Genomic DNA, 25,382 nt, shown 5'->3' with positions numbered 1-25,382 from the left:
TAGCGGTTACTGGGCCAGCTGCTCGTCCAGCAGCCGGAAGGGGCTGAGCTGGTCGAGGCGCAGCACAAAGCGGAGCTGGTTGGTGAGGGCGCGGCGGCTGCCGGGCAGGCCGTTTTCGTACTGCGAGCCGGCCAGCGGCAGGTAGAAGCTCAGCAGCTTGTTGAACAGCGGCAACGACAGGCCGGCATCGTAGTAGGCCCGCTGCGGGCTGCGGCCGGCGGCTACGCGGTTCTGCTCCTTGGTCATGCCGAAGTCAGCAAACACCCCGAACGGCGTCACGGGCAGATCGGCCTGAAGATTGAGGGTAGTAAGCCAGCGGCTGCTGCTGGCGGGCAGATAGGCCTTGAAAGCGCCGTCGCGGCCATCAAACTGGTGCTGTTGGGCGGCCAGGCTGGGCGAAATCTGCTGCCGGTCCAGGAAGACAGTCTGGCGGCGGTAGTCGGGGCTGCCGCTCAGCCCGATGACGAAAGGCGTGTCGTTGGCCTTGTTGAGGAAGGCCCCGCCGAACACGCGCACCGAAAAGGTCTTTTTGGGCGAGTAGTAACGCAGGTAGCTGGCCTCGGCCCGCAGCAGCGCCGCATCGGCGCGCACGTTGTCGTTGGCCAGGTCGGGGGTGAGGTAGTTGAACTCGGCGTGGGCATCCCAGCGGTAGAGGGCGTTGCCGGCCCGGAAACCGTACTCCAGCGACTGAATGCTGCTGGTGGTGCCGGCGTCCTGGTTTTCAATGGCCGTATTCGCCAGCTTCACGGTGTGCTGCGGCGCGTTGAAGGCCGAGTGCGGGAACGACAGCGTCAGGCTGGGTTCCACCTTCTGGTAGCGCTCAAAACGCTGAAACTGCACGCCCACTACGGCCCGGCGCGTAATGCGCTCCGGCAGAATATTGAGGTTCAGCATCCCGATGCCGTTCAGCTCCTTCTGGTTGAAGCTGTACATGGGCATGACCAGGTAGCTGAACTTCTTGACGTTGAGCAGACTGTTGTAGAAAGCCGCGCCCAGCATAAACTTATCCGACGTGTTGGCCCCCACCACCGGCAGCCAGTTGATGGCGGCCTGATCCCAGCGCTCGGGGCTGAGCAGGGGCCGCAGCCGGATGCGCTCCAGCGCCCGGAACGAGCCGGTGGTGCGCAGGTGGTCGTCGCGGCGGTTAAGCTGGGGCGTGAGGTAGTCGGGGTCGACCACTAGGCTGGCCACGTTTTCGTCGCGGAAGCGCAGCACAGCATCGTCCGACTCATCGGTGCGGGCGAAGGGCTTGGTCCACTGGGTTTCCAGCACCCGGCCGTTGGCGTCGAGGCTGGCTACCGGAAACGGAAACGGCGCCGGCGAGTCGTTGCGGATCAGCACCTTGCGCTGGCCCTTCTCCAGCTTCGACTTCGACAGCACGGCGTTGTAGCGGTTCTGGCCGTTGAGCATGTCATTGAAGAACCAGCCGAGCTTCTGGCCCGCCACTTCCTCGAACACGGCCTGCATATCCTCGGGGTAGGGGTGGCGGAACTGCCAGCGGGTGTAGTATGCCTGCATGGCCTCATCGAACTTCACCTGGCCCAGGTAGCCCGCCAGGTACTGCAGCAGCGAGGCCGTTTTGCCGTACACGATGATGCCGTAGTTGAGCTTGCCGTAGTCGGCGGAGGCGAAGTTGGTGACGGGCTGATCGAGGCTGCGGCTGGCTACGGCTTGGTACGGAATGTAGTTGAGGGCGGCTTCGGGCAGGCCGTCGAGAGTAAGGGCAGCGGCCCCGGCGCCTTTGGTGGGCAAACCCAGCAGGCCGCCGGCCTGCTCGCCGTTGCGGGACGCCACGCGGTTTTCCACGTAGGAGTTCACGCCCTCGTCCATCCAGGCAAAGTCCCGCTCGTTGGTGCCCAGGATGCCATAGAACCAGTTGTGGCCCACCTCGTGCACAATGGCCGAGGGTTGCGTGACGGTCACCATCGGGTACTCCATGCCCGAGCCGGCGCTTAGGGCGCCATCTACGGCTGTAGCGGCGCTATACGGGTACTCGCCCACCCAGCGCGAGTAGTACACCACCGCCGAATCCACGTCCTGCAGGCCTTTCACCCACTTCTCCGCCTCCTTGTTGGTGAACATCACCCACGTATCCACCACGCGGCCCGAGGGCAGCGTCACGGCGCTTTTCCGCACGTTGAAGCGCTTGTCGGCAAACCAGGCGAAGTCGTGGACCCTGTCCTGCACGTAGCGCAGGGTTTTGGTTTCGGCCACCGAAACCGGGAACGTCAGGTCGGGCTCGGCTTTCATGGACTGAGGAGGCGTGCTGGAATTTCCGTTTATAGGAAGCTCTACTGCTGCCAGCTGGCGCAGGCGCTGCTGCTCCTCGGGGTTCTGGAGTACGCCCGTGGCGCCTACTGTGTAGTTGGCCGGCAGCGTGATGCGCACGTCAAACGAGCCGAACTCCGAATAGAATTCGCCCTGGTCGAGGTAGGGCATGACGTGCCAGCCGCGCCGGTCGTACACGGCCGGCTTGGGGTACCATTGCGTAATCTGGTAGCTCTGCTCGACGTGGCCGAAGCGTGAGAAAGAATCGGGAATCTTCACCCGAAACGGCGTGCTGATGGTGGCGCTGGCCCCGGGCGCCAGCCGTTGCGGCAGCAGCAACTTGGCCATGTCGGGGTTCTCAGGGTCCAGCTCCAGCTTGGCCGGCTGGCCGTTCACCTGGAAGTCGAGCTGATCGATGTAGCCGCGCTGCTCTGGGGTGGCGAAGTGAAACTTGCGGCTGCCGTTGCGTAGCTGCTGCCGGGCGAAGGCCGTGTTGTCGTCGCGGTAGGCATTCGGCCACAGATGAAACCAGATGAAGGGCAGCGCGTCGGGCGAGTTGTTGGTGTACACCAGCTCCTCGCGGCCTGTCAGCTGGTGCTGCTTGTCATCGAGCGTGACGTCGATGGAGTAGCTGACCTGCTGCTGCCAGTAGGCGGCCGCGCTTCGGGCCGGTGCCGAGGGCTGCGCCGCAGCGCAAAGGGGCAGGAGCAACAGGCTACAGCCAACCAGAAATTTTTTCATACAAAGCAGCAACAGGCGAAACGACAAACAGGAAACGAAAGTAAGGGTCTGCTGCGTATTGCGGCCCGGCCGTGGCATAACCTTTCCTTAACCCCTTGCGTTTGTTGGCCCATATGTTTCACCCTGCCGCCTAGTGCCGGCAGCCAAATTTCTCCGACATGTCATTCCATAAGCAGCCCAAAGACGACACCCAGCACCAGAACCACCTCGACGGCGCCGTAAAAATCCTCGGCAGCGACCTGCAGGAAGAAGCGGATCGTTCCGGCATCGACAACCACTTCCAGCGCTGGATTGAAGATCTGAAGGATGTCAACAACCCTGAGCTGCACCAGATTGTAGTAGACCTGCAGGACCTGAAGGCCCACTTCAACGGTGGCGGCATCGACAAGGACCTGGTAGGCAAGCTGCTGGCCCGCCTCGGCACCAACACCACCAAATCGGCCGTATTCGCCGAAAACCCCAACACTGCCGAGCGCGTGACCAAGCTGGGCGACGCCCTGACCGCTGCTGCCAAGCAGATGTCGGGTGCGCAGTCGGCCGAGTAGGTTCAGGCTAAGCATAGATTAAAAAAGAGGCGCTTCCGCAGGGAAGCGCCTCTTTTTTTGTGGGCCAATGCAAATGGCTGGCCGCAAAAAGACAACGGCCGGCTTCCCGCGAGGAAAGCCGGCCGTTGCCGTATTGAGTAAGCTGTAAAGCTTAAGCAGCCGCAACCACCGTGCGACGCTTCTCTTTGATACGAGCTGCTTTGCCCGACAGGCCACGCAGGTAGAACAGACGGGCACGACGTACTTTACCGCGACGGATTACTTCCACTTTGTCGATGTTAGGCGACAGCAGTGGGAAGATACGCTCGGTACCAATCTGGTTGGAGATCTTACGAACGGTGAAGGTTTCGCCGTTGGAGTTGCTGTTTTTGCGCTGGATTACAACGCCCTGGAACTGCTGTACGCGCTCCTTGTTGCCTTCGCGAATCTTAACGTGAACGTTAACGGTGTCGCCGGCAGCAAAGGCGGGGAAGCTGGCGCGGCGCTCCTGGGATTCCTGCTGAATAAAATCGAGTAGTACGCTCATGGCTGAAAAAACTTTGAAGGACGGCCGCGCCGTCTGGGGTTTCGGGTAAAGAGGTGCAAATATAGCCCTCTGTTTTTAGGATTGCAAGCTGAAATATTGAATGGGTAAATAGCTGAATGCTTGGCCGTTCACGGGGCAGGCAACTGAGCAGCTAATTCACAATTCAATTCAGCTAGCCATTTAGTAAGTCCGGGCGGCGGAGCTGGGTTCTTTCCAGCGCCTGGTCGTGCCGCCAGACGTCAATTTTGGGGGTGTTGCCGGAGAGCAGGATTTCCGGAACCGGCAGCCCGCGCCATTCCGCCGGGCGGGTGTACACGGGCGGGGCCAGCAGGTTGTCCTGAAACGAGTCGCTGAGGGCTGATTCCTCGTTGCCCAGCACACCGGGCAATAGCCGAACCACCGCATCCACGAGCACCGCCGCCCCCATCTCACCCCCGCTCAGCACGTAGTCGCCGATGCTGATTTCGTGGGTGATATAGGCTTGCCGGATCCGTTCATCAACCCCTTTGTAGTGCCCGCACAGCAGCAGCAAGTTGCCCGCCAAGGAAAGGCGGTTGGCCAGAGGCTGCCGCAGGGTTTCCCCGTCGGGCGTCAAGTAGATGATGGCATCGTAGCTGCGTTCGGCCAGCAAAGCGTCGAAGCAGGCCGCAATGGGCTCTACCCGCAACACCATGCCGGCGCCACCGCCAAACACATAGTCGTCGATCTGGCCGTGCTTGTTGATGGCATAGCGGCGCAGATCATGCAGCTTAATTTCGACCAGCCCTTTATCCTGCGCGCGTTTCACGATGGAGTGCGCGAAGGGGCTGATCAGCAAATCCGGCTGACACGTGACGATGTCGATGCGCATGATGGCCGGAACTAGGCTTCTTCGGTTTCGTCGGGCTCGTCCTGCTCGCGCGAGGAAGGCTGCAGATACACGTCCAACAGCCCATCGGGCAGCGTTACGTGCAGCGTCTTGGTAGCTTGGTCGGCGTGCGACACCAACTCGTCCACCACCGGAATCAGCACTTCCTGGCCCTTATAGCGCATGGCCAGCACGTCCTGCTGAGGCAGTTCGTAGAAGGTTTCCACGGTGCCCAACTGCCCTAGTTTCTCGTCGAGCACCGTGTAGCCGATGACGTCGTGAAAGTAGAACTGGTCGGCGGCCAGCGCCGGCAGCTCTTGCAGAGAACGGTAGAGCTTGGCGTTGCGCAGGGGCTCGGCTTCCTCAATCCGGTCGATACCTTTGAGCTTGAGCAAGGCCCGCTCATTGGACTGCGGCTGCAGCTTTTCCACATCATACGACACCAGCTTGCCGGGTGCCGTGGGCATCTCCAGCAACACCGATTTCAGCTTGCGGTACTCCTGCGGGTCGTCTACGTCGAGAAAGGCCATCACAAACCCTTTCAGGCCGTGTGGCTTCCCGATGGAGCCAAGCTGATAATAGTCGTCAAGTGTCATAATCGGAGGATAAGGGCTGTAAGTGATTAGGTGATTACGTGATAAACTGCTCCGGCCGGATGGGCCACCGCACTTTGCCACATAATCACCTAACTACTTATTCACCAGAAAACTAAGCGCCGGCTTCGTCCGTGGTTTCGGCCGTAGCCTCTGCCTCGGTGGTTTCGCCTTCAGCAGCCGGAGCTTCCGTTGGGGCGGGCGTGTTTTTCTTGCGGATAGCCTCAGCGCGGGCTTCCTTCACCTTCGATTCGGCAGCCAGAGCGCTCTTGCGAGCTTCTTCCTTGGCCGTACCGATAGTGGTGCGCTTGCCTTCGATTTTAGCGTCTTTCTGCTCTTTCCAGTCGGCGTAGCGCTGGTCGGCTACGTCCTGCGCAATGGCGCCTTTGATAACACCCAGCTGCAGGTGCTTGCGGTACAGTACGCCGCGGTAAGAGAGCATAGCCCGTACCGTGTCGGTAGGCTGGGCACCTTTCATGATCCAGTCAAACGCCTTCTCGCCATCGAAGTTGATGGAAGCGGGGTTGGTGTTTGGATCGTAGGTACCGATTTTCTCGATGAAACGGCCATCACGCGGAGCGCGCGAATCGGCAACAACGATGTCGAACTGAGCGGCCTTTTTGCGGCCACGACGGGCGAGGCGGATTTTAACTGCCATAAACCGGGTTGGTTAAGCGACGCAACTCGTGCGTCTGGTTGAAAATGAGGTGCAAAGGTAGGTACATATTAGGCGGATTGAAAGCATTCCGCAGATTGGCTGTGTGCTGAAACCTTAATCAGGCGCCGAATAGCAAAAAAAAGGCTGTTGCCGGACAGCAACAGCCTTTTTGGGGCAAACAAAATATCGGTTATTAGGCGGCCACGGGCAGCGGCTGCTGCCATTTCCGCTTCACCTTCACGATGCGGGCCTTATCGAGCAGCCAGATAACGGAGTAGGTGGGGTCCAGCTCCCACTTCTTCACGCCGAAGTTCACGCGCATCGGCAGCTTGTGGTGGTTGTTCTGGAACAGCTCGCCAAAAGCCAGGAAGTCGAAGGGCAGCGTGTTGCGCGACTTGTCGTGGTTGTCGAAGTTCTGGTAGCCGTATTTGTGGCCGCCCCAGTTTACGATGGCACCGTGGATGGGACCCATCAGGAAGTGAACCGGCAGCAACAGATACTGCCACCAGGCCGTTGCGAAGTTGATATAGAATAGGACGTAAACCGTGCCCCAGCCCAGGCGGGAATACACGGTGCCCCCGAACTTGTCCAGCCATTTCCACTCCGGCGTGTCGCCTTCGAAGCGCTTGGCGGCGTCGTGGGTGTCCAGCACTACTTCGTTGTAAATCACCTTAGTCTTCCACATCATCGAAAAGGCATTCGAGGAGAAGTGCGGCGAGTGGGGGTCCATTTCGGTGTCGGAGTAGGCGTGGTGCATGCGGTGCAGCAGCGCGTACGCCCGTGGCGACAGGAATGATGAGCCCTGGCAGATGTAGGTGAACAGGAAGAAGAACTTCTCCCAGAACTTATTCATCGTAAACATCTTGTGCGCCGCATAGCGGTGCAGGTAGAATGTCTGCGTGAACAGCGACAAATAGTAGTGGGCAACAAAGAAAACGAGGATTGCCATGGGCTGAAATGGATTAGAAGCAGTGCATGAACGGCTGCGGGATCAGTGCGAAAAGCACGAATGGCGCTCAATAGTTCAGAAGCCGTTTTACAAAACTACGGCCACACTTGCCTCTAGCGCAATTTTGCTATATAAAAGGCCAAAATGTTGTTGGATTGATATTGATCAGAAGTAAGACTACAAGAAGTGAGAGGTGAGACTTTCGTTCCGTTAGCCCGCTTGGGTTACAGAACGAAAGTCTCACCTCTCACTTCTTACAATCTCACCTCTAATAATAAGCCTGCGCGGCTTCCCAGTGCGGCATGTCGGGCAGGGGCGCTACCAGCACCATGTTTTCCTTCGTGACGGGGTGCTGCAGTTCCAGCTGGCGGGCGTGCAGGGCGATGCTCACGTCGGGCAGCGGGGCAATGAAGCCGTACTTCACGTCGCCGACGATGGGGGTGCCCAGGCCGGAGCTTAGCTGCACCCGAATCTGGTGTGGGCGGCCCGTGATGGGGTTCACCTGCATCAGCCAGCGGTTGCCGGCCTGCCCCAGCACCTGGTAGTCCAGCTCCGATTTCAGGCCCTGGCCGTGGCGCTCGGGGTAGGCCTTGGTGGTGTTGCGGATGGGGTCCTTGACGAGCCAGTGCGTGAGGTGGCCGCTGAGCGGGTTGGGGCACATGCCGGTCAGGGCCCAGTAAGTCTTGCGCATCTTGTTGTCGCGGAACATTTCGTTCAGGCGACTCAGGGCTTTACTGGTTTTGGCCATCACCACAATGCCGCTCACGGGTCTGTCGATGCGGTGCGCCACGCCGATGAAAGCGGCGCCGGGCTTCTTGTACTTAAAGCGCAGGTATTCCTCGGCCTTAGCCGACAGGGGCTCGTCGCCGGTGGCGTCGCCCTGCACGAGCAGGCCGGCAGGCTTGTTGATGACGAGCAGATGGTTGTCTTCGAACAGAATTTCCTTCTGTTCCGACCACAGATTCGGACGATTCACTCTGAGGAAAAAGTAAGGCTGTCATTCCGAGCGGAGCGAGGAATCTGGCTCCTATAGTAGCAAACAGGCTACTTCAGATTCCTCGCTCCGCTCGGAATGACAGTCAGGATAATTGATTTAGTACGCTTCTTCCTGGGTGGGGAAGTCGCGGCTTTTTACGTCCTGGATGTAGCGCTGCACGGCTTCGTGCATGATGTCGCCCAGGTCGGCGTAGCGGCGCAGGAAGCGCGGCTTGAACTCTTTGGTGATGCCCAACATGTCGTGCACTACCAGCACCTGCCCGTCTACGTCGGGGCCGGCCCCGATGCCGATGACCGGAATGGTGAGCTTTTCGGCTACCTGCTTGGCCAGCGACGATGGGATTTTCTCCAGCACCAGGGCAAAGCACCCTATTTCTTCGAGCAGCAAAGCATCTTCGATGAGCTTCTGCGCCTCGGCTTCCTCTTTGGCCCGCACGGTGTAGGTGCCAAATTTATAAATACTTTGGGGAGTGAGCCCTAGGTGGCCCATCACGGGAATACCGGCCGTGAGGATGCGGGTGATGCTGTCCTTGATTTCGGCGCCGCCTTCCAGCTTGATGCCGTGCCCGCCTGATTCCTTCATGATACGGATGGCCGACTGCAGCGCCACCGACGAATTGCCCTGGTAGGAGCCAAACGGCATATCCACCACTACAAAGGCGCGCTTCACGGCGCGCACCACGCTTTGGGCGTGGTAAATCATCTGGTCGAGGGTGATGGGCAGCGTGGTTTCGTGGCCGGCCATGACGTTGGAGGCCGAGTCGCCGACGAGCAGCACGTCGATGCCGGCGCCGTCGAGGATAGTGGCCATGGAGAAATCGTAGGCCGTGAGCATGGAAATCTTCTCCCCGCGCTGCTTCATGGCCAGCAGCTGATGGGTGGTCACGAGCTTGACTTCTTTGTGCTGAGACATGGTTGGGTGGTTGTTAGGGGCGAAGGGAGGGCAAATGGGAAACCGTGGGCCGCAGCCGCAGGTCAAAGCTGCGGATTTTTCAGAAATAAGCCGGCCAAACGCAGCTTGTGTGCGAGACTTGGAGCGGTTCTCGGGTTGTATGCGGATGTAGAGACGCAATATTTTGCGTCTCGTCGTTGGACAGCGTGCGTGAGCATCGTCCGACGATTTTGTTCAACGACGAGACGCAAAATATTGCGTCTCTACATCCATATACAACCCTGGCCCCAATCCTAGTAATTCAGGAACGTGCGGTTGCGGTTCAGCTTCAGATCCTGCAGCAGCGACGACTTGGCGGCGATGGTCACGAAGTAGCCCTGGCCGTAGCCGCTAAACGGGCGCCAGTTGGCCGTAATCTGCCAGCAGTGTAGGTCGCGGAAGATGTCCAGCGAGGTGAAGGCCGGCGTCTTGTTGATGAAGTCGTAGTTGGTGGTGTAGCCCACGCGGGTGTTGTTGGTGAGCTTCACGGAGCCGCTCAGGTTGAGGGCGGCCGTGGTGAAGGCGCGGGTGCGCACGTAGGTGCCGCGCGAAGGCCGCACGCCCGGATCGACGTAGAGGATGGAGAAGCCGGTGGTCATTTCCCAGGGCAGCTCGAAGTCTACGTAGTCCTCGTAGGGGTTGATGGGGTTGGGGTTGCCGAGCGAGGGGTCATTCACGGGCGCCACGGCGCGCGGGATGTTGCTTTTCTTGTTCGGGTTCTGGGCCGGGTTGAACTGGTAGTTCATCTGCAGCGAAGCCGACGTGAGGCGCGCCAAGCGGCGGCTCTGCTGATCGAAGAGGTACTTGTTGATGGTGCGTCCGGCCGTGTCGCGCTGGTAAGGATCAAGGGAAGCAGTAATGTTGATGCTGAGCTTTTTGGCAACCTGGGTTCGGAACGTGGCGCTGACCGGTAACAAACGCAGAGAGTCGGCCAGGAAATTGTAGCCGGTGCTGAAGTCGAGGCCGTCAATAAGGCTGACCTTGTTGAAGGGCGTGGTGCCGGTGGTGTCGTTCTTGTTGCGCACCTTCATTTCCACGGCGTTCTGCAGCGAGAAACTCACCTGGCTTTGCCGCTGGCCGGCAGGTGTGGCGTACAGAAAGCCTTCGTAGCGCGAGAAAATGCGCGAATCGACCAGGCGGCCCTGCGCGTCAAGGCTGGTGCCCAGCGGCAGGTTGAGGTTCTGCCGATAGTCGGGGTTGGCCTTGGGCGCATACTGGTAGCTGATGTTGGGCGTGACCTTGTGGCGAATTGCCTGGATCTTGCGGGTGCCCTTGCGCACCAGCGTCCCGTAGAAGTTGGTGCCCAGGTTGAAGCCACCCGAAACCGTGTAGAGCCGATTGAAGCCGGTGGTTGTATCTATGCGAATTGCCTGGGCCGTTTCGTTAAAGGAGTAGTCCAAGCTCTTGAAAAACCACACCTCGTTGTAGCTGATGGCCGGGCTGACGTTAATGTGTTTGAGGAAGTTGTAGCTGCCCAGCTGAATCTGAAAATCGTGGCGTAGGCCGGTCTGGGAGTTGCGCAGCAGCGTCGCAATGTTATCGAGCCGGATGGGGATGACGCTGCCGGTGCTGGTGCCACCCAGCAGTGGCACGCCCGATAGCTGCCGCGCCGCCTGGGTATTCGTAATTTGATTCCGGCCCGTGAGCGAGTAGGAAAAGGAAAGCTGCTCGTAGAATCGGTCGCGCGGTGAAAGGCCCAGCCACTGATACGGGTACTGGCGCGCCACCTGCACGGTGGCGTCGGGTAGCACGAAGCTCATTTCGCCGGTCTGCGTGTTTTGGGTCTGGCTCAGGTTCAGCGAGTAGTTGATGGGCGCGTTGCGCAGCTGCTTGCTGTAGCTGACAGTAGAGGAGAAGGCCGGCGTCAGGAAGCGGCGCGGCTCGAACGAGTTCTGCTGGTTGTACTGGGAGCTGCCAGCCTCAACACTGGCCGAAAAACGACCCCCACCTGGGCGCGGGGCTGGGGCGTGGCGCCATCTTATCCAGATGGTCTGCGGCTTACGAGGGGGGAATACAGCGCCGGATGCCGTAACGCCATCTTCCTGCAATATTCGTTCGGCCGGCTGCGAAGCAAAAGCAAAGCTCAACAACCCGTCGTAGCGGTAGCGCTTGATGTACTGCATTTCGGCCATGCCGCGCCAGCCGCCGAACTGCTGGCCCGCACCCGAGTAAATATCACCGGTGAAACGCACGCCAATGTTGTCGTTGGCGGCCCAGTAGTAGCCGCCGTTGCGCAGGAAAAAGCCCCGGTCCGTGGACTGCCCGAAGGTGGGGATGATCAGGCCCGAAGCGCGGGTGGAGCTAGGCGAGGGGAAGTAGCCGAACGGCAGCCCCAGCGGCGTCGGGATACCGCCAATCACCAGGTTGAAAGGCCCGGTAATGACTTTCTGGCCCGGAATCACCTTCATCTTACTGGCATTGATGTAAAAGTGCGGGTCTTCCAGGTTGCAGGTGGTGTAGCGCCCGTTGCGGCCGTAGATTTCGTTGAACTGGTTTTTCTTGATGGTTTCGGCGTGCAGGTAGCCTTCGCCCTGTTGGGTTACGGCATCGGCAATCTTACCCTTCTTGCTCTTGAAATTGTAGTTGATGCGGCCGGCCTGGTAGGTTTCGGCGCCGTTCTTGAACACGGGGCGGCCGCGGGTTTTGCCCAGTGAATCTTGGGTGCCTTCGGCCGTGAGCAGGTTGTTGCTGTAGTCTACGGTAATGCGGTTGGCCTTCAGGTCCATCTCGCCGTAGTTCACGCTGGCGGCGTCATACAGGATGGCCTTTTTCTCGCCCACCACAAACCGGATGGAGTCTTTGGCGGCATATTTCACCGTGGTTTCCACGCCGCCTTTGCGGGCGCCGGCTGCCACGTTCAGCGAATCGGGGGAAGAGCCGCGGCGTACCAGGCCGCTGGTATCGGCGGCGGTGCCGGAGCGGGGGCGCTGCAAACCCGAGCGGGCGGTGTCGGCGCGCAGGATCTGGGCGGGGCGGCGCACGTCGGCGGGCACCGAGGTAGCCTGCTGCTGGCGGGGGGTAGGCGCCTGTGCCTGGGCCGTGAAATTCAATAGCCCGAGTGCCGCCAGCAGGCACAACATAGCTGGCCCGGTAGCCCGTAGGCTCCGCAGAATAAATCCGCGCATAAAAATAATCGTATCGGTCGGCAAGGGCTCGGGTACGGCCACGTAGTTTTATTCGTTTATTTTGTGGCGGTTTGCAAAGGTAGCGCGTCGCTGCTCTTCACTAACGAAGTCTGTGCGGAATATTGTCACGTTGTGTTTGCTGGGGTTACTCTGTTTTTCAGGTGCTCCGGCGGCGGTAGCGCCGGAAGGCCCGGCCCCACGTCCTGTTGTTTTGGGTAAGCCGCAGGGCTACCGCCTGCGTACCGTGGTGCTCGATGCCGGCCACGGCGGCAAAGACCGGGGCTGCGCGGGCGTGAAAGCCCGCGAGGCCGACGTGGCCCTGAAAATCATTCTGGCCCTGGGCCGGCAGATAGAGGATTCTATGCCGGGCGTAAAGGTTGTATACACCCGCAAAACCGACGTGTTTGTGGAGCTGGCCGACCGCGCTGGCATTGCCAACAAGCACAATGCCGACCTGTTTATCTCGGTACATTGCAACGCGGCAGCGCCTGGCGCTTTCGGCACCGAAGTATGGACCATGGGCCCGCACAAAACCGATGCCAACCTGTCGGTGGCCAAGCGCGAAAACGCCGTAATTCTGCAGGAAGACAATTACAAGGAGCGCTACAACGGCTTCGACCCGACCTCGCCGCAGAGCCACATTCTGTTTTCGCTCTACCAAAGCGCCCACATCGTCAACAGCATCCGGTTTGCCCAGCGTGTGGATAAGCAGTTCCGCACCACCGTGAAACGGCCTTCGCGCGGGGTGAAGCAGGCTGGGTTTCTGGTGCTCTGGAAATCCACGATGCCGGCGGTGCTCATCGAATCGGGCTTCCTGACCAACCGGCAGGAAGAAGTGTACCTGAACGATAAGACAAATCAGTCGTATATGGCCTCGGGTATCTTCAGGGCCTTCCGCGACTATAAGAATGAGCTGGAGGCCATGAATGGAGAATAGCCCGCCCGGCCGCGCCTTGTAGCGGCCTTCTCTCGCCTCTCACTAACCCTTGACCCCCGTGTCGAAAGAAATCAAAGTAGCCCTGTTGGGCATCGTGGCCCTGGTAGCACTGTACCTGGGCTTTAATTTTTTGAAGGGCAGCAACCTGCTTTCCTCTGACCACACTTACTTCGCCCAGTACGACAACGTGGACGGCCTCACGATAGGCAACCCCGTGATTCTGAACGGCGTGAAAGTGGGGCAGGTAAAGGAAATGCGCCTGATGCCGGAGGAAGGCAACAAGGTGCGCGTGGCCGTGGAGCTGCAGAAAGACGTGGTGGTCGGCGACTCGACGGTGGCCAGCCTGAGCGGCTCGCTGCTGGGCTCGAAAACCATTACCCTGTTTCTGGGCCGCAACTCTAAAGTCTACGAAGGTGGTGAGGAGCTGAAATCCTACACCGTGGCCAGCATCACCGACGCCTTCCAGGCCAAGGCGCTGCCGGTGCTCGGCACCGTCGACTCGACGCTGACCAAGGTGAACGGTTTCCTGAGCAAGGAAGCGAAAGTGAGCCTGCAGGCCACGCTGCTCAACGCCCAGGGTAGTACCGAAGCCCTGAAAAACCTGCTGATCATGAATCAGCGCAACATCAACGAAATTACCACCAACATGGCCCGCCTGACCTCGGAGCTGAATAAAACCAGCACCAAGTTCGACCGGATTGCCAGCAACTTTTCCACCCTCAGCGACTCGCTGAAAAATGCTCCGGTAGGCCCGGCCATGCGCAAGCTCAACGCCACCATGACCGAAGCCCAGGGCACCATGACCACGCTCAACCGCTCGCTGTCGGACCAGAAAGGCTCGTTGGGTAAGCTCATGAACGACACCACGCTCTACAACAACCTCAACGCCACGGCCGCCAGCACCAACACGCTGCTCACCGATTTCCAGGCCAACCCCAAGCGCTACGTTCATTTCTCGGTGTTCGGTGGCGGCAAGGACAAGACCAAGAAGGAAGTAGAAACCACGACCGTGAAGCCCAACGGCACCGTGACCGAAACCGAATCCAAAACGACCATCAAGTAGGTATCTGCCGCAAACGGCAATCCTCTTACCTTTGAATCCGCCCCGCGAGGGGCGGATTTTTTTGTTCTGCATTCTCCTGTTATCCTGAGCTTGCGAAGGACCTTATCACAGCTGAACGAAACGTCTGGTAGCAATTCAGGCGTGATAAGGTCCTTCGCAAGCTCAGAATGACAGAACAAGCCACCCCACCCATTCCCACCCCATGAACCTCGAATTCAACAGAAACGAAGACAACAGCAAGCAGCTCAACTTTCAGCTTTCCCAGCGCCTGAAAAAAGTAGCCCTCGGCGGCGGCGAGAAGCGCATTGAAGCGCATAAGGCCAAGGGCAAGCTCACGGCCCGGGAGCGAATCGAGTATTTGCTCGACAAGGACTCGGAAACCGTGGAAATCGGGGCGTTTGCGGGCGAGGGAATGTATAAGGAGGAGGGTGGCTGCCCCGGCGGCGGCGTGGTGGTGGTCATTGGCTGGGTGCAGGGCCGGCAGTGCGTGGTAGTCGCCAACGACGCCACGGTGAAGGCAGGGGCCTGGTTCCCGATTACGGCCAAGAAAAACCTGCGGGCCCAGGAAATTAGCATCGAAAACAAGCTGCCGATTATTTATCTGGTTGACTCAGCGGGCGTGTACCTGCCGATGCAGGACGAAATCTTCCCCGATAAGGAGCACTTCGGCCGCATCTTCCGCAACAACGCCGTGATGAGCAGCATGGGCATCGTGCAGCTGGCCGCCATCATGGGCCCGTGCGTAGCCGGCGGCGCCTATCTGCCGATTATGAGCGACGAGGCCATGATTGTGGACGGCACCGGCTCGGTGTTCCTGGCGGGCTCCTACCTGGTGAAGTCGGCCATCGGCGAGTCCATCGACAACGAAACGCTGGGCGGCGCCACTACGCACTCCGAAATTTCGGGCGTGACGGACTACAAGTTTGCCACCGACGAGGAGTGCCTGGAGCACATTCGCAACATCTTCGATAAATTGGGCGGCCACGCTACCGCCGGCTTCTCCCGCAAAACGCCCGCCGCGCCCAAGGAAAACCCAGCCGAAATCCTGGGTTTGCTACCCGCCGACCGCGCCAAGCCCTACGACATGATGGACATCATCCGGCGGCTAGTCGATGATTCGGAGTTCGAGCCCTACAAGGACCTCTACGGCCAGACGCTGCTCTGCGGCCTCGCCCGCATCGACGGCTGGGCCGTGGGCATCGTGGCCAACCAGCGTAAAATCGTGAAGACCAAGAAGGGCGCCATGCAGATGGGCGGCGTCATCTACTCCGACTCGGCCGACAAGGCGGCGCGCTTCATCATGAACTGCAACCAGAAGCGCATTCCGCTGGTGTTCCTGCACGACGTGTCGGGCTTCATGGTGGGCTCGCAGAGTGAGCACGGCGGCATCATCAAGGACGGCGCCAAGATGGTGAATGCCATGGCCAACTCCGTAGTGCCCAAGTTCTCGGTGGTGATTGGCAACAGCTACGGCGCCGGCAACTACGCCATGTGCGGCAAAGCCTACGACCCGCGCCTCATTGTGGCCTGGCCCACGGCCCAGCTGGCCGTAATGAGCGGTGCCGCCGCCGCCAACACGCTCCTACAGATTCAGGTAGCGTCCTTGAAAGCCAAAGGCGAAGTCATCACGCCCGAAGCCGAGAAGGAGCTGCTGGACCGCATCAAAGCCCGCTACGACGAGCAGCTCTCGCCCTATTACGCCGCCGCCCGCCTCTGGGTGGATGCCATCATCGATCCGCTGGAAACCCGCAAAGTCATTTCCCAAGGCATATCCATGGCGAATCATGCCCCGATTGAAAAGGCGTACAACGTGGGCGTGATTCAGGTGTGATTAGAAATTTATTACTCTATTGAATAATTAAAAAAATGCAAAAACTGTTCAATTTCATTGTTTGTCTGTTTGCTCTTTTCCTGCTTTCGGCCGCAACTGCTGGAATAGAATTAGAGGAGAAAATTTTGCTTGATAAAAAAGTGTCACTGAAAATCCCAAAAGGGTTCGAGGTAATGCAGGAGGAAATGCTGAAGGCGAAATACCCGGCCGAGCGGCGTCCTACGTTGGTCTACACCAATGCTTCAGGAGGAATCAATGTCGCCCTGAATATAACTGCCAATAAGGCCAGCCAGGAGTTGATGCCTGCCTATCAGGAAAATTTCCGTCAGACGTTCACGAAGCTTTATCCATCTGCTAAAGGAATGCAAAGCGGAGTGGAGGAAGTAAATGGTCGGAAAGTGGGATTTATCGAATTGGTGACCCCGGCCGTCGACACCGAGATTTACAATCTGATTTTCTTCACGGACGTAGATGGCCAGCTTTTGCTGTGCACGTTCAACTGTACGGTGAAGGACCAGGTAGCCTGGCAGCCGACAGCAAAGGAAATAATGGCTTCTCTGAAGAAGTTGTAATTACATTCGGCCCGCCAGTTTCACTCGAAGCGGCGGGCCGTTTTTCTTTCTAAAAAGATGAGAAATTATCTGGCTCCTTTCCGTTTTCAACGGAGTTGATAATCCATTGCCGCAACTTCATTCTTCGAGGTATTTGTACAATCAAACACGCGCCCATTGAAAGGGCGTACAAAGTGAGCGTGGTTCAGGTGTGATGCACGAATTAATCAATACACTGCTACAAAAATTAAAGCCAATGAAATGGCCGAAGAAATTGCCGATTGAACGTTGGGAAGAAGAGGACTCTTATACTTACTATTTGGGTAGCACCGCTGATGGTAAGCTCTTCTGGGCCTATAGCATATTTGTATATTCCGCTGGCTACATAATTAAGAATGATTGGAAGGAACATCGGCACGAATATGCGCTGCTGCATTTATTTGACAAGCAGGGCCGCTACCTGAGTACAAGCCATTGGAATGCTGGTACATCAAACCAAGGCAATGATGTTCTTGTTGAAGCTAAATTGGCGCAGTGGATTGCCGAATTGCAACCCGTGCGCTATCATGATATTAAAGTCGAATTGTTCAGTACAGTTATAGATGGCTACTTATTTGGTCTGATTCCAGATGAAGAACTAGAGATAATAAACCTAAAACCCGGTTCTGCAATTTCATTTGAGGCTCCTTGGGATGGGGAATATTATACCTAGTGCATGTAGGCCGGCTGTAACGGCTCGGGCAAAAGCACTGCCGCGTATGCGCTGCTACCGGGGCTGCTGGACTGCCGTTGCGTTTTGGCTTTTCCTTCGTGATTTTGATTGATTTATAACATTCTTCAGGGCCCGGTTTACCGCAGTGGTGCAGACGGACAGGTCAGGAATTATTAGAGAGTGTGATATGACAGAGCCTGTAAGCTTGTTGTTGCGCGCTGAACCACCCCGCTGGGTGAAGGCCGTGCATTACACGGGGATTTTTCTACTGGGCTCGTTTGCTATGGTGGCCTTTGGAGCCCGGGTGATGGGCGAGCGGGCCGCTACCACCGCCACCCGCGGCTTGCTTGGCCCATTGCAGGTGTTGCTGTGGGCAACGGGCGCAGCGGCGGCCGCCTGGATATTGGTTGTGGCGCTGCTCTACCTGTTGAAAGCTGCACGGGTAATTCGGTGGGGGCCGCGGCAGGCGCCGGGCACCATCCAACTAAGCCAGGACTTGGTGTTGCTGGCCGACCAGATCATTGCGGTCCGGGACCTGAAGAGCATTGTCGTGACGTCGGACCAGTATGCCGGCGCGGTGCGGGGGCGTGGCGTGAGCTCGGGCGCCGGCAAGATTGTGCTCACCTACAAGGGAACGGCGCGGGAAGCGGCGTTTCCGGTCGTGATTCAGTCGGCCCAGGAGCTGCAGCTGCTGCGGCACCTGTCGGCGTACTGGCGAAGTCAGCAGGTAACGGCCTTTATCATGGATTGAGGCCGGCCGTTGCGGCCATCTGCCATCCGGCTCGGCTGCTTATACTGACGGCCGGAAAATTATCTATCTATGTGGTATAATCACTGGATCCGGCCTGTTTTGGCCGCTACCTGTATGCTCAGTCTATCTATTCGCGCTATGAAAACCCCTATACTGTTCCCGCTGGCGCTGGCACTCAGCGCCACCAGCTTCGCCCAGTCGGCCCCGCCCACCGAGGTGATGATTGTCGGCTCCGACCACCTGAGCCAAATCTACCGCAAAGACAGCCCCAACACCGATGTTCTTACGTCACCGGGGCAGCGCGACGCCGCCCGCTTCGTGGCGGCTTTGGCCAAATACCGGCCCGATATGGTGGTGGTGGAACGCCTGCCCGAGGAGCAGCCCCGCCTCGACAGCCTCTACGCGCTGTACCGGCAGGATAAGCTGGACCTGACCACGCTGCCCGATGGCCGGAGCGAAGTGTTTCAGCTGGCGTTCCGGCTGGGCCGGCAGTTGCAGCTGCCCCGGATTTACTGCGTGAATGCGCCGGGCGGCACGTCGCAGGGGATTTTGCATACCGGTCAGAACATTGCGCTGTACCAGAACGCCGGCAAGGAGCTCAGCAAAGTAGCGGGCGAGAAGAAAGCCGCGCTGCAAAACGGCCAGCTTTCCCTGCACGACTATCTGGTGGCGCTCAACCAGCCGGCGCTGTACAATCTGGTGTACCGGCTACGCTACATCACGCCGGCGCGGGTGACGAACGGGCGCTTCACCAACCCCGATGCTATGGTGGACACAGCCTTCGTCAACCCGAAGTACATTGGGGCCGAGCTGATATCGGTGTTTAAGAACCGCGACTACAAAATCTACTCCAACGTGGTGGTGCAGGCCATGCAGGCCCGCCCGAAGCGGATACTGGCCCTGTTTGGGGCGGCGCATATCGGCTCCCTGAACAGCATTTTCGCCGAAGACCCCGAGTACCGGGTGGTGACGTCCAACAGGTATCTGGGCAGAAAGTAGCGCGCATAGGGTAGAGGCCTATTTGCGTCTCGTCGTTGAACAAGTTTTATCAGCTCATGGATACCGACTACCTCACCAGCGCCCGCAAGCAGTTCGAATACTACAAGCTGCTCGGCGACCAGACGTTTGCCCAGCTGCCCGATGAGGCCCTGTTCTGGCAGCCCAACGCCGAAAGCAACAGCGTAGCCACCATCGTGAAGCACCTGTGGGGCAATATGCTGTCCCGCTGGACCGACTTTATGACCACCGACGGTGAGAAGCCCTGGCGGCAGCGCGAAGCCGAGTTCGACAACGACTTGGGCACCCGGGCCGAGGTGCTGGCGCGCTGGGAAGCGGGCTGGAGCTGCCTGCTGGCGGCCCTCGACTCGCTCACGCCCGATAACTGGCACCAGCCGGTGTACATCCGCAACCAGGGGCACACCGTCACGGAGGCCATCAACCGGCAGCTGGCGCACTACCCGTACCACGTGGGGCAAATCGTGTTCATCGGGAAGCTGGTGCGGGCGGGGCAGTGGCAGTCGTTGTCGATTCCGCGCGGCACCTCGGCTACCTACAACGCCGAGAAGTTTGCGCAGGAGCCCCACCGGGCGCATTTCACCGATGAGTACCTGGGCCGCAAGCCCGCATAAGCCGGTTCCGCAACCGGTGGCTTGTGGGCGGTGGCCCGGCTCGTTCGCGGAATCTGCCGTATAGCCTTCGAACCCAATTCTGAAGACTATGGCAAAGAAAACCGTCTCTGAAATACTGGTGGATACCCTGCTGGCCGCCGGCGTGACCCGTGTGTATGGCGTGGTGGGTGACTCGCTCAACGGCATCACCGAAGAAATCCGCAAGCGCGACGGCATCGAGTGGATACACGTCCGCAACGAGGAAGCCGGCGCGTTTGCGGCTGGTGCCGAGGCTCACCTCACGGGTGCGCTGGCCGTGTGCGCTGGCAGCTGCGGCCCCGGCAATACCCACCTGCTCAACGGCCTCTACGACTGCCACCGCAGCCGCGTGCCGGTGCTGGCCATTGCCGCCCAGATTCCGAGCGCGGAAATAGGCAGCCAGTATTTCCAGGAAACCCACCCCGAAAATACGTTCAAGGAGTGTAGCGCCTATTGTGAGCTGATTGCCCACCCCGACCAGGCCGTGCGCTGCATCGAAATCGGGATTCAGACGGCCCTCACGCAGCGTGGCGTGGCCGTGCTAGTGATTCCCGGCGACATCAGCCACGAGAAAACGGAAGCTCCGGCGCCGCGCCTGCCCGTACTGCGCAACCGGGCCCGGCTGGTACCTGATCTGGAAGACCTGCGCGCCGCCGCCGATTTGCTTAACACCTGCAGCCGCGTCACCATTATGGCCGGGGCTGGCTGCGCCGAAGCCCACGCCGAGCTGCTGCAAACTGCCGAAGCCCTGGGCGCGCCGGTAGTGCATGCGTTGCGCGGCAAGGAATACGTGGAGCCCAACAACGCCTACGACGTGGGCATGAGCGGCCTGCTGGGCTTCACCTCCGGCTACCACGCCCTCATGGACGCTGATGCGCTGCTCCTGCTCGGTACCGACTTCCCGTACCAGCAGTTTCTGCCCCAGGACGCCCGCACTGTGCAGATTGATTTGCGCGGCGAGCATATCGGGCGGCGGGCGCGGGTAGAAGTGGGGTTGGTGGGCGACGTGGCGGCTACGCTGCAGACCTTGCTGCCGCTGCTCAACCACAAGCGCGACCGGGACCACCTGACAACGGCCCAGGAAAACTACCGCGCGGCCCGCCAGGACCTCGACGACCTGGCCACCGGCGAGGCCGGCGACACCAGTCTGCACCCGCAGTACGTGGCCCGCCTGCTCAACGAGCAGGCCGCTGAAGACGCCATTTTCACCTGCGACGTAGGCACGCCTACCATCTGGGCGGCGCGCTACCTGCGCTTCAACGGCCGGCGGCGGCTGATCGGCTCCTTCAACCACGGCAGCATGGCCAACGCCATGCCGCAGGCGCTGGGCGCGCAGCTCACGTACCCCGGCCGGCAGGTGATTGCGCTGGCCGGCGACGGAGGCTTTGCTATGCTGATGGGGGAGCTGCTGACGCTGAAACAGCTGAAAACGCCGGTCAAAATCGTCATCTTCAACAACAATAGCCTGGGCTTTGTGGAGCTGGAAATGAAGGCGGCCGGCATTCTGGAATACGGCACCGAGCTGGAAAACCCCAACTTCGCGGCCCTGGCCGAAGCCGCCGGCGTGCGCGGCATCCGCGTTTCGGACCCCGCCGAGTTGCCCGCCGCCATTGCCGCCATGCTGGCTCACCCCGGCCCCGTGATTCTGGATGCCGTGGTGAAGCGCGCCGAGCTTTCCATGCCGCCTACCATCGAAGCGGCCCAGGTGAAAGGCTTCAGCCTCTACACGCTCAAGGCCATCATGAGCGGCCGCGGCGACGAAATATTGGAGCTGGCCAAAACCAATCTGTTCCGGTAACTGCTGTGATTCGCGTAGCGGCGGCGGCCCTGTTGGCAGGGCTGCCGCCGCTACGTTGCCATGCCGCTACTGCGCAACCTGGGTGGAGCGAGTAGGCAGCTCCTTTTGGTACGCTGGACCGGACTTACCCCCTAAAACTGCTGCCGCTGAACAAAACGGCCTATGCCGGCTGTTATTTCCGGATAGCCACGTGCGGCACTCCCGTGCCGGATGTGTTTCTTTGCCCTTTCTGACTTCTGCTGCCCCGCTGCCGCTGCTCTGCTGCTCCATGACCAACAAAGAAATCAAAGCCCTTATCTCCCTGCTCGACGATCCGGAAATTGCCCCGCAGATTCAGGAGAAAATTCAGAGCCTGGGCGAAACCATTATTCCATTTCTGGAAGAAAGCTGGGAAGAAACCCTCGACTCGCAGCAGCAGCAGCGCCTCGAAGATTTGATTCATCACCTGCAGTTTGAGGGCCTGCAGCAGCGCCTGCGCGTGTGGCGCGACTCAGGCGGCGAAAACCTGCTGGAAGGCATGTGGCTGCTGAACAGCTACCAGTACCCGGATGCCGACCTGCAAAGCCTCAACAAGGCTATTGAGCAGTTGCGCTTCGAGGTCTGGACTTTGTTGCGGCCAGATATGCTGCCTACCGAGCAGGTACAGGCGCTCAACCACGTGCTGTTTCGGGTGCATAAGTTTGCGGCCAACACCCAGAACTTCCACTCGCCGGCCAACTCCATGCTGCACCGGGTGCTGGAAACCCGGCGCGGCAATCCCCTCACGCTGTGCGTGATTTATCTGCTGGTGGCCCAGCGCCTGGAGCTGCCCGTGTTCGGCGTGAACCTGCCCAACCTGTTCGTGCTCACCTTCCGGCCCGAAAGCCCTATCATCGAGTCGTTCTACATCAACTGCTACAACCGCGGCCTGATCCTGACGCGCACCGATATCGAGCACTATATCGTGCAGCTCAACCTCACGTCCAACAATATTTTCTACGAGCCCTGCTCGCACCTCGATATTGTGCGGCGGGCCCTGCGCAACCTGCAGCTCAGCTTCGAGAAGCTGCAGGAGCCAGCCAAAGCCACTGAAGTGGCCCAGCTGCTTACCATCCTCACCGACGAGCCCAAGGCTCCGCACGACACTCCCGAGGAAGAATAGCGTCATTGCGAGCAGTGCGAAGCATTTCTTCCTAATCGAGGCTCTGAGCAACCCTTACAGCAAAGCCCTCCGGCAGTAGTGCGCTACACTACTGTCGGAGGGCTTGTTGCTTAGGGGCATTTTTAGCTGGGCGGAGGAAGGATTACTTCGCGCTGCCCGCAATGATAGCGGCTAGTTGCGCTTGATCAGGCAGCCGGCGCCGCGCTTGTCGGCTACGCCCACGGGACGGCCGGCCAGCAGGTTGGTGAGGGCCTGCTGCACGTAGCGCTCCTGCACGTCGCTTTCCACCAGCGGGTTGTCGTCGATGGCCCCTTTGTAGCGCACCGCAAACCCGTCGCCGACGGGCTGCAGCACCACCACTTCCGGGGTTTTGGTGGCACCCAGCAGGGAGCTTACCTTCTGGCCTTCGTCGGTGAGCAGCGGCAGGTCGGCGGTGGCTTTGACTTTGAGCTTTTCGGCCTCGGAGAGGTCGGCGCTGGCTTCGAGGTTGATGGGCGCGTTGATGAACAGGAACTGCACGCCCCGGCCGCTAAACTGCGTGTTTAGGGCCGCAAGCCGGTTCTGGTAGAGCTTGGAGTAGGCGCAGTTCGGGTTGAGGAACACCACCACCACGGCCTTGCTGCCGGCGTAGCTTTTCAGGGCTACTTCGGTGTTGGTGGCGCTTCGCAAACTAAAGTCGCTGACGGTGCGCCCGCCCTGGGCCCGGGCTACCCCAACAGCCGCAACCGTGCAGAACAGGAGCGTGGCGGCAGCCAGGATGGAAATTCGGCGAATGGACATGAGAGAGAGTAACTGAGTAAAGGAGTAGCTGAGTAAGGGCAACTGAACAGGGGAGTGGCGACTGTGCAATTAGATAAATTACTCAGCTACTCCTTTACTCAGTTACTCCACGCAGTAAGTTAGTACGTAATCGGGAGCGGGGCGCTGGTAGTGGATCTGGTGTTGGCTGCGGGAGTTTTCGAGGAGCAGGTGTCCCGTCAACACACCTGCCTCCCGCAGCCTGAACGGGTCGAGCAACAATTGCTCCTTGAACACCAGGCCCCGGCGGCTATGCAGCTTATAGAGTGTTTCTTTGGCACTCCAGTACACACTGTGCTTAGCGGCGTCGCTGCCGGCGTCGGCCCGTTCGGCTTCCGATAGAAACCGCGGCGCCAACTTCAGGGCTTTGGGACGTTCCAGTTCAATATCTATGCCAACTGCGGCATTGCGCGCCACCACCGCCGCCACCCACTCGCCGGAGTGCGACAACGACACGCCCCAGGCGGGCAGTTCGGCGAAGTACGGCCGGCCGTTGGCGTCGTTGTGCAGGGTGGCCGGGGCGTCGGTGAGTTCGCGCAGCAGCTGGTGGGCCAGCACCCGGCCCGCCAGCCACTGCCGGGCCCGGTCTTCGTGGCGGCCCTGCGGGAAGCGGGCCGTGTAGTGCAGCGGCTGCGGCAGCAGCGGCCAGAGCGCCTCGAGCGGCTCGGTGAGCTGCCACAAGCCCAGCAGCGCCTGGCCGGATATAGGGGTGAGGGAGTGAAGCGGCATAGATGTATGGGCGTGTTGCGTAAAGATACGGTCATCCTGAGCGGAGCGAAGGACCTTATCACGGCTAGATTACCATTGCACGATGTCGTGCTAACGTAGTAAGGTCCTTCGCTGCGCTCAGGATGACAGCTCAGGATGACCGTATCTTTGTGCTCCTTCCTTCCGCTTATGCCGTTTCTCCACCGTCCGCAGGCCCACAAGCTCACGGCCCTCACCGGCCACCTCGACTGCGTTTACACCTTGGCCGGCACCCCCGGCTCCGACACGTTCTACTCGGCCGGCGCCGATGGCCTGGTGGCCGCCTGGCACGCCGCCGAGGATGCGCAGGACGGCGAGCTGGTGGCGAAGGTGGAAAACTCGGTGTACACCCTGCTGCACCTGCCTAAGCTGGATCTGCTACTCATCGGCCACAATTTCCAGGGCGTGCAGGGCATCAGCCTGAGTGAGAAAAAGGTGGTGTTTGCCACGGCTCTGCCCCCGGCCGCCATCTTCGATATGGTGTATTCCGAGGCTCGGCAGCGGCTGTACGTGGCCCTCGGCGACGGCACGCTGGCCGTGCTGCGCGCCCCCGACTGGCGCGTGGAAACCCTACTCCGGCTCTCCGACAAAAGCCTGCGCTGCCTGGCCCTGCACGAGGAGCGGGGCGAGCTGGCCGTGGGCGGCTCCGACTGGCAGCTGCGCCTGCTCGACGCCGACTCGCTGGCCGTGCGGCGGCAGTGGGAGGGCGGTACCAACTCCATCTTCACGGCCGCCTACTCACCTGATGGCCGTTACCTGCTCACGGCCGGCCGCGACGCCCACCTGCGCCGCTGGGACCTAGCCGCCGACTGCACCGAGCAGCTCAGCATCGTGGCCCACCTGTTCACCATCAACCACCTCGCCTTCAGCCCCGACGGCTCCCTGCTGGCCACCTGCAGCATGGACAAAAGCATCAAGCTCTGGGACGCCGAAACGCTGCAGCTGCTGCGCGTGCTGGACAAAGCGCGGCACGCCGGGCACGGCACCTCGGTCAACAAGTTGTTTTGGCCGGGAAGGCAGAATAGGCTAGTTTCGTGTAGCGACGACCGCAGCCTGGCCGTTTGGCAGCTGACAATGAGCAATGATTGATAAGCGTTGGCTTGGTTGTTCTGGCTTGCTTCCTGCCTGAATTCTGCTGATTGGTCGTTGTGTTCCTATTCCCGGCGGCTTCCCTTAACGGCCGCCCCAGAGCAACCTGCTGATTGCTCATTATCCACTGTTAACGGCT

Annotated in this window: 23 protein-coding genes; 12 read left to right on the top strand and 11 right to left on the bottom strand. The window is 59.8% G+C overall.

Annotated features, from left to right (window positions below):
- Positions 1 to 6 precede the first annotated feature (6 nt).
- Positions 7 to 3,009, bottom strand: coding sequence for a M1 family metallopeptidase (locus tag O3303_RS10730; protein ID WP_269558413.1), 3,003 nt, complete (start codon positions 3,007 to 3,009; stop codon positions 7 to 9).
- A 158-nt stretch (positions 3,010 to 3,167) separates the two neighbouring features.
- Here O3303_RS10730 and O3303_RS10725 point away from each other — a divergent pair, with 158 nt between their 5' ends.
- Positions 3,168 to 3,554: a hypothetical protein gene (locus tag O3303_RS10725; RefSeq protein ID WP_269558412.1), complete on the top strand. Its 387-nt coding sequence runs from the start codon at positions 3,168 to 3,170 to the stop codon at positions 3,552 to 3,554.
- A 151-nt stretch (positions 3,555 to 3,705) separates the two neighbouring features.
- On the opposite strand, the gene rplS is transcribed toward O3303_RS10725, so the two are convergent.
- The 8 genes from rplS to O3303_RS10685 all read right to left on the bottom strand — a co-directional run bounded on the left by rplS (position 3,706) and on the right by O3303_RS10685 (position 12,134).
- The gene (gene rplS / locus O3303_RS10720) at positions 3,706 to 4,080 is read right to left on the bottom strand and encodes a 50S ribosomal protein L19 (protein WP_269558411.1); all 375 of its coding nucleotides are present in this window, start codon (positions 4,078 to 4,080) and stop codon (positions 3,706 to 3,708) included.
- 172 nt (positions 4,081 to 4,252) lie between these two features.
- Positions 4,253 to 4,930, bottom strand: coding sequence for a tRNA (guanosine(37)-N1)-methyltransferase TrmD (gene trmD, locus O3303_RS10715; protein WP_269558410.1), 678 nt, complete (start codon positions 4,928 to 4,930; stop codon positions 4,253 to 4,255).
- Positions 4,931 to 4,941: 11 nt separating this feature from the next.
- Positions 4,942 to 5,523, bottom strand: coding sequence for a ribosome maturation factor RimM (rimM, locus tag O3303_RS10710; RefSeq protein WP_269558409.1), 582 nt, complete (start codon positions 5,521 to 5,523; stop codon positions 4,942 to 4,944).
- A gap of 112 nt (positions 5,524 to 5,635) precedes the next feature.
- On the bottom strand, positions 5,636 to 6,178 hold the full coding sequence (locus O3303_RS10705; RefSeq protein WP_187313830.1) for a 30S ribosomal protein S16: 543 nt from the start codon (positions 6,176 to 6,178) through the stop codon (positions 5,636 to 5,638).
- Between the two features lie 193 nt (positions 6,179 to 6,371).
- Positions 6,372 to 7,127 (bottom strand): acyl-CoA desaturase, encoded by a 756-nt coding sequence (locus tag O3303_RS10700; RefSeq protein ID WP_269558408.1) that lies wholly within the window; start codon positions 7,125 to 7,127, stop codon positions 6,372 to 6,374.
- Between the two features lie 268 nt (positions 7,128 to 7,395).
- Positions 7,396 to 8,103, bottom strand: a complete 708-nt coding sequence (locus O3303_RS10695; protein WP_269558407.1) for an RluA family pseudouridine synthase — start codon at positions 8,101 to 8,103, stop codon at positions 7,396 to 7,398.
- A gap of 117 nt (positions 8,104 to 8,220) precedes the next feature.
- Positions 8,221 to 9,036, bottom strand: coding sequence for a 3-methyl-2-oxobutanoate hydroxymethyltransferase (panB, locus tag O3303_RS10690; RefSeq protein WP_044016464.1), 816 nt, complete (start codon positions 9,034 to 9,036; stop codon positions 8,221 to 8,223).
- Between the two features lie 272 nt (positions 9,037 to 9,308).
- The gene (locus tag O3303_RS10685) at positions 9,309 to 12,134 is read right to left on the bottom strand and encodes a putative LPS assembly protein LptD (RefSeq protein ID WP_269558406.1); all 2,826 of its coding nucleotides are present in this window, start codon (positions 12,132 to 12,134) and stop codon (positions 9,309 to 9,311) included.
- A gap of 256 nt (positions 12,135 to 12,390) precedes the next feature.
- On the opposite strand from O3303_RS10685, the gene O3303_RS10680 reads away from it, so the two are divergent.
- From O3303_RS10680 to O3303_RS10635, 10 genes are all read left to right on the top strand, one after another.
- Complete coding sequence (locus O3303_RS10680) at positions 12,391 to 13,116, top strand: N-acetylmuramoyl-L-alanine amidase family protein (RefSeq protein ID WP_269558405.1); 726 nt, start codon at positions 12,391 to 12,393, stop codon at positions 13,114 to 13,116.
- Between the two features lie 58 nt (positions 13,117 to 13,174).
- Entirely contained in the window at positions 13,175 to 14,179 is a 1,005-nt protein-coding gene (locus tag O3303_RS10675) for an MlaD family protein (RefSeq protein WP_269558404.1), read from the top strand.
- Between the two features lie 202 nt (positions 14,180 to 14,381).
- Positions 14,382 to 16,010, top strand: coding sequence for an acyl-CoA carboxylase subunit beta (locus tag O3303_RS10670; RefSeq protein ID WP_269558403.1), 1,629 nt, complete (start codon positions 14,382 to 14,384; stop codon positions 16,008 to 16,010).
- Positions 16,011 to 16,045: 35 nt separating this feature from the next.
- Positions 16,046 to 16,582 (top strand): hypothetical protein, encoded by a 537-nt coding sequence (locus O3303_RS10665; protein ID WP_269558402.1) that lies wholly within the window; start codon positions 16,046 to 16,048, stop codon positions 16,580 to 16,582.
- 190 nt (positions 16,583 to 16,772) lie between these two features.
- Positions 16,773 to 17,273, top strand: a complete 501-nt coding sequence (locus O3303_RS10660) for a hypothetical protein (protein ID WP_269558401.1) — start codon at positions 16,773 to 16,775, stop codon at positions 17,271 to 17,273.
- A 187-nt stretch (positions 17,274 to 17,460) separates the two neighbouring features.
- Positions 17,461 to 18,024, top strand: a complete 564-nt coding sequence (locus tag O3303_RS10655; RefSeq protein WP_269558400.1) for a hypothetical protein — start codon at positions 17,461 to 17,463, stop codon at positions 18,022 to 18,024.
- A gap of 138 nt (positions 18,025 to 18,162) precedes the next feature.
- Positions 18,163 to 19,023 carry a DUF5694 domain-containing protein gene (locus O3303_RS10650; RefSeq protein WP_269558399.1) on the top strand — a complete coding sequence of 287 codons (861 nt, stop codon included), beginning with the start codon at positions 18,163 to 18,165 and terminating at the stop codon, positions 19,021 to 19,023.
- Between the two features lie 56 nt (positions 19,024 to 19,079).
- Complete coding sequence (locus O3303_RS10645; RefSeq protein ID WP_269558398.1) at positions 19,080 to 19,652, top strand: DUF1572 domain-containing protein; 573 nt, start codon at positions 19,080 to 19,082, stop codon at positions 19,650 to 19,652.
- Between the two features lie 88 nt (positions 19,653 to 19,740).
- Complete coding sequence (poxB, locus tag O3303_RS10640) at positions 19,741 to 21,468, top strand: ubiquinone-dependent pyruvate dehydrogenase (protein WP_269558397.1); 1,728 nt, start codon at positions 19,741 to 19,743, stop codon at positions 21,466 to 21,468.
- A gap of 268 nt (positions 21,469 to 21,736) precedes the next feature.
- Positions 21,737 to 22,609, top strand: a complete 873-nt coding sequence (locus O3303_RS10635; protein ID WP_269561900.1) for a transglutaminase-like domain-containing protein — start codon at positions 21,737 to 21,739, stop codon at positions 22,607 to 22,609.
- A 171-nt stretch (positions 22,610 to 22,780) separates the two neighbouring features.
- Here O3303_RS10635 and O3303_RS10630 read toward each other — a convergent pair whose 3' ends face one another.
- On the bottom strand, positions 22,781 to 23,389 hold the full coding sequence (locus tag O3303_RS10630) for a redoxin domain-containing protein (protein ID WP_269558396.1): 609 nt from the start codon (positions 23,387 to 23,389) through the stop codon (positions 22,781 to 22,783).
- Positions 23,390 to 23,491: 102 nt separating this feature from the next.
- Complete coding sequence (locus O3303_RS10625; RefSeq protein WP_269558395.1) at positions 23,492 to 24,136, bottom strand: 4'-phosphopantetheinyl transferase superfamily protein; 645 nt, start codon at positions 24,134 to 24,136, stop codon at positions 23,492 to 23,494.
- Positions 24,137 to 24,304: 168 nt separating this feature from the next.
- On the opposite strand from O3303_RS10625, the gene O3303_RS10620 reads away from it, so the two are divergent.
- The gene (locus O3303_RS10620; protein ID WP_269558394.1) at positions 24,305 to 25,243 is read left to right on the top strand and encodes a WD40 repeat domain-containing protein; all 939 of its coding nucleotides are present in this window, start codon (positions 24,305 to 24,307) and stop codon (positions 25,241 to 25,243) included.
- The last annotated feature ends 139 nt before the right edge of the window (positions 25,244 to 25,382 follow it).

The sequence above is a fragment of the Hymenobacter canadensis genome, assembly GCF_027359925.1.
GTDB lineage: Bacteria > Bacteroidota > Bacteroidia > Cytophagales > Hymenobacteraceae > Hymenobacter > Hymenobacter canadensis.
This window is presented reverse-complemented; position numbering and strand designations above follow the sequence as displayed.

Bases quoted from the DNA above. Each gene is read 5' to 3' on its own strand.
- O3303_RS10670 (WP_269558403.1), top strand. From the start codon at position 14,382: ATGAACCTCGAATTCAACAGAAACGAAGACAACAGCAAGCAGCTCAAC.
- rplS (WP_269558411.1), bottom strand. From the start codon at position 4,080: ATGAGCGTACTACTCGATTTTATTCAGCAGGAATCCCAGGAGCGCCGC.
- O3303_RS10650 (WP_269558399.1), top strand. From the start codon at position 18,163: ATGAAAACCCCTATACTGTTCCCGCTGGCGCTGGCACTCAGCGCCACC.
- O3303_RS10620 (WP_269558394.1), top strand. From the start codon at position 24,305: ATGCCGTTTCTCCACCGTCCGCAGGCCCACAAGCTCACGGCCCTCACC.
- O3303_RS10665 (WP_269558402.1), top strand. From the start codon at position 16,046: ATGCAAAAACTGTTCAATTTCATTGTTTGTCTGTTTGCTCTTTTCCTG.
- O3303_RS10725 (WP_269558412.1), top strand. From the start codon at position 3,168: ATGTCATTCCATAAGCAGCCCAAAGACGACACCCAGCACCAGAACCAC.
- O3303_RS10625 (WP_269558395.1), bottom strand. From the start codon at position 24,136: ATGCCGCTTCACTCCCTCACCCCTATATCCGGCCAGGCGCTGCTGGGC.
- O3303_RS10630 (WP_269558396.1), bottom strand. From the start codon at position 23,389: ATGTCCATTCGCCGAATTTCCATCCTGGCTGCCGCCACGCTCCTGTTC.
- O3303_RS10655 (WP_269558400.1), top strand. From the start codon at position 17,461: ATGACAGAGCCTGTAAGCTTGTTGTTGCGCGCTGAACCACCCCGCTGG.
- O3303_RS10635 (WP_269561900.1), top strand. From the start codon at position 21,737: ATGACCAACAAAGAAATCAAAGCCCTTATCTCCCTGCTCGACGATCCG.
- trmD (WP_269558410.1), bottom strand. From the start codon at position 4,930: ATGCGCATCGACATCGTCACGTGTCAGCCGGATTTGCTGATCAGCCCC.
- panB (WP_044016464.1), bottom strand. From the start codon at position 9,036: ATGTCTCAGCACAAAGAAGTCAAGCTCGTGACCACCCATCAGCTGCTG.
- rimM (WP_269558409.1), bottom strand. From the start codon at position 5,523: ATGACACTTGACGACTATTATCAGCTTGGCTCCATCGGGAAGCCACAC.
- O3303_RS10645 (WP_269558398.1), top strand. From the start codon at position 19,080: ATGGATACCGACTACCTCACCAGCGCCCGCAAGCAGTTCGAATACTAC.
- O3303_RS10700 (WP_269558408.1), bottom strand. From the start codon at position 7,127: ATGGCAATCCTCGTTTTCTTTGTTGCCCACTACTATTTGTCGCTGTTC.
- O3303_RS10730 (WP_269558413.1), bottom strand. From the start codon at position 3,009: ATGAAAAAATTTCTGGTTGGCTGTAGCCTGTTGCTCCTGCCCCTTTGC.
- O3303_RS10685 (WP_269558406.1), bottom strand. From the start codon at position 12,134: ATGTTGTGCCTGCTGGCGGCACTCGGGCTATTGAATTTCACGGCCCAG.
- poxB (WP_269558397.1), top strand. From the start codon at position 19,741: ATGGCAAAGAAAACCGTCTCTGAAATACTGGTGGATACCCTGCTGGCC.
- O3303_RS10705 (WP_187313830.1), bottom strand. From the start codon at position 6,178: ATGGCAGTTAAAATCCGCCTCGCCCGTCGTGGCCGCAAAAAGGCCGCT.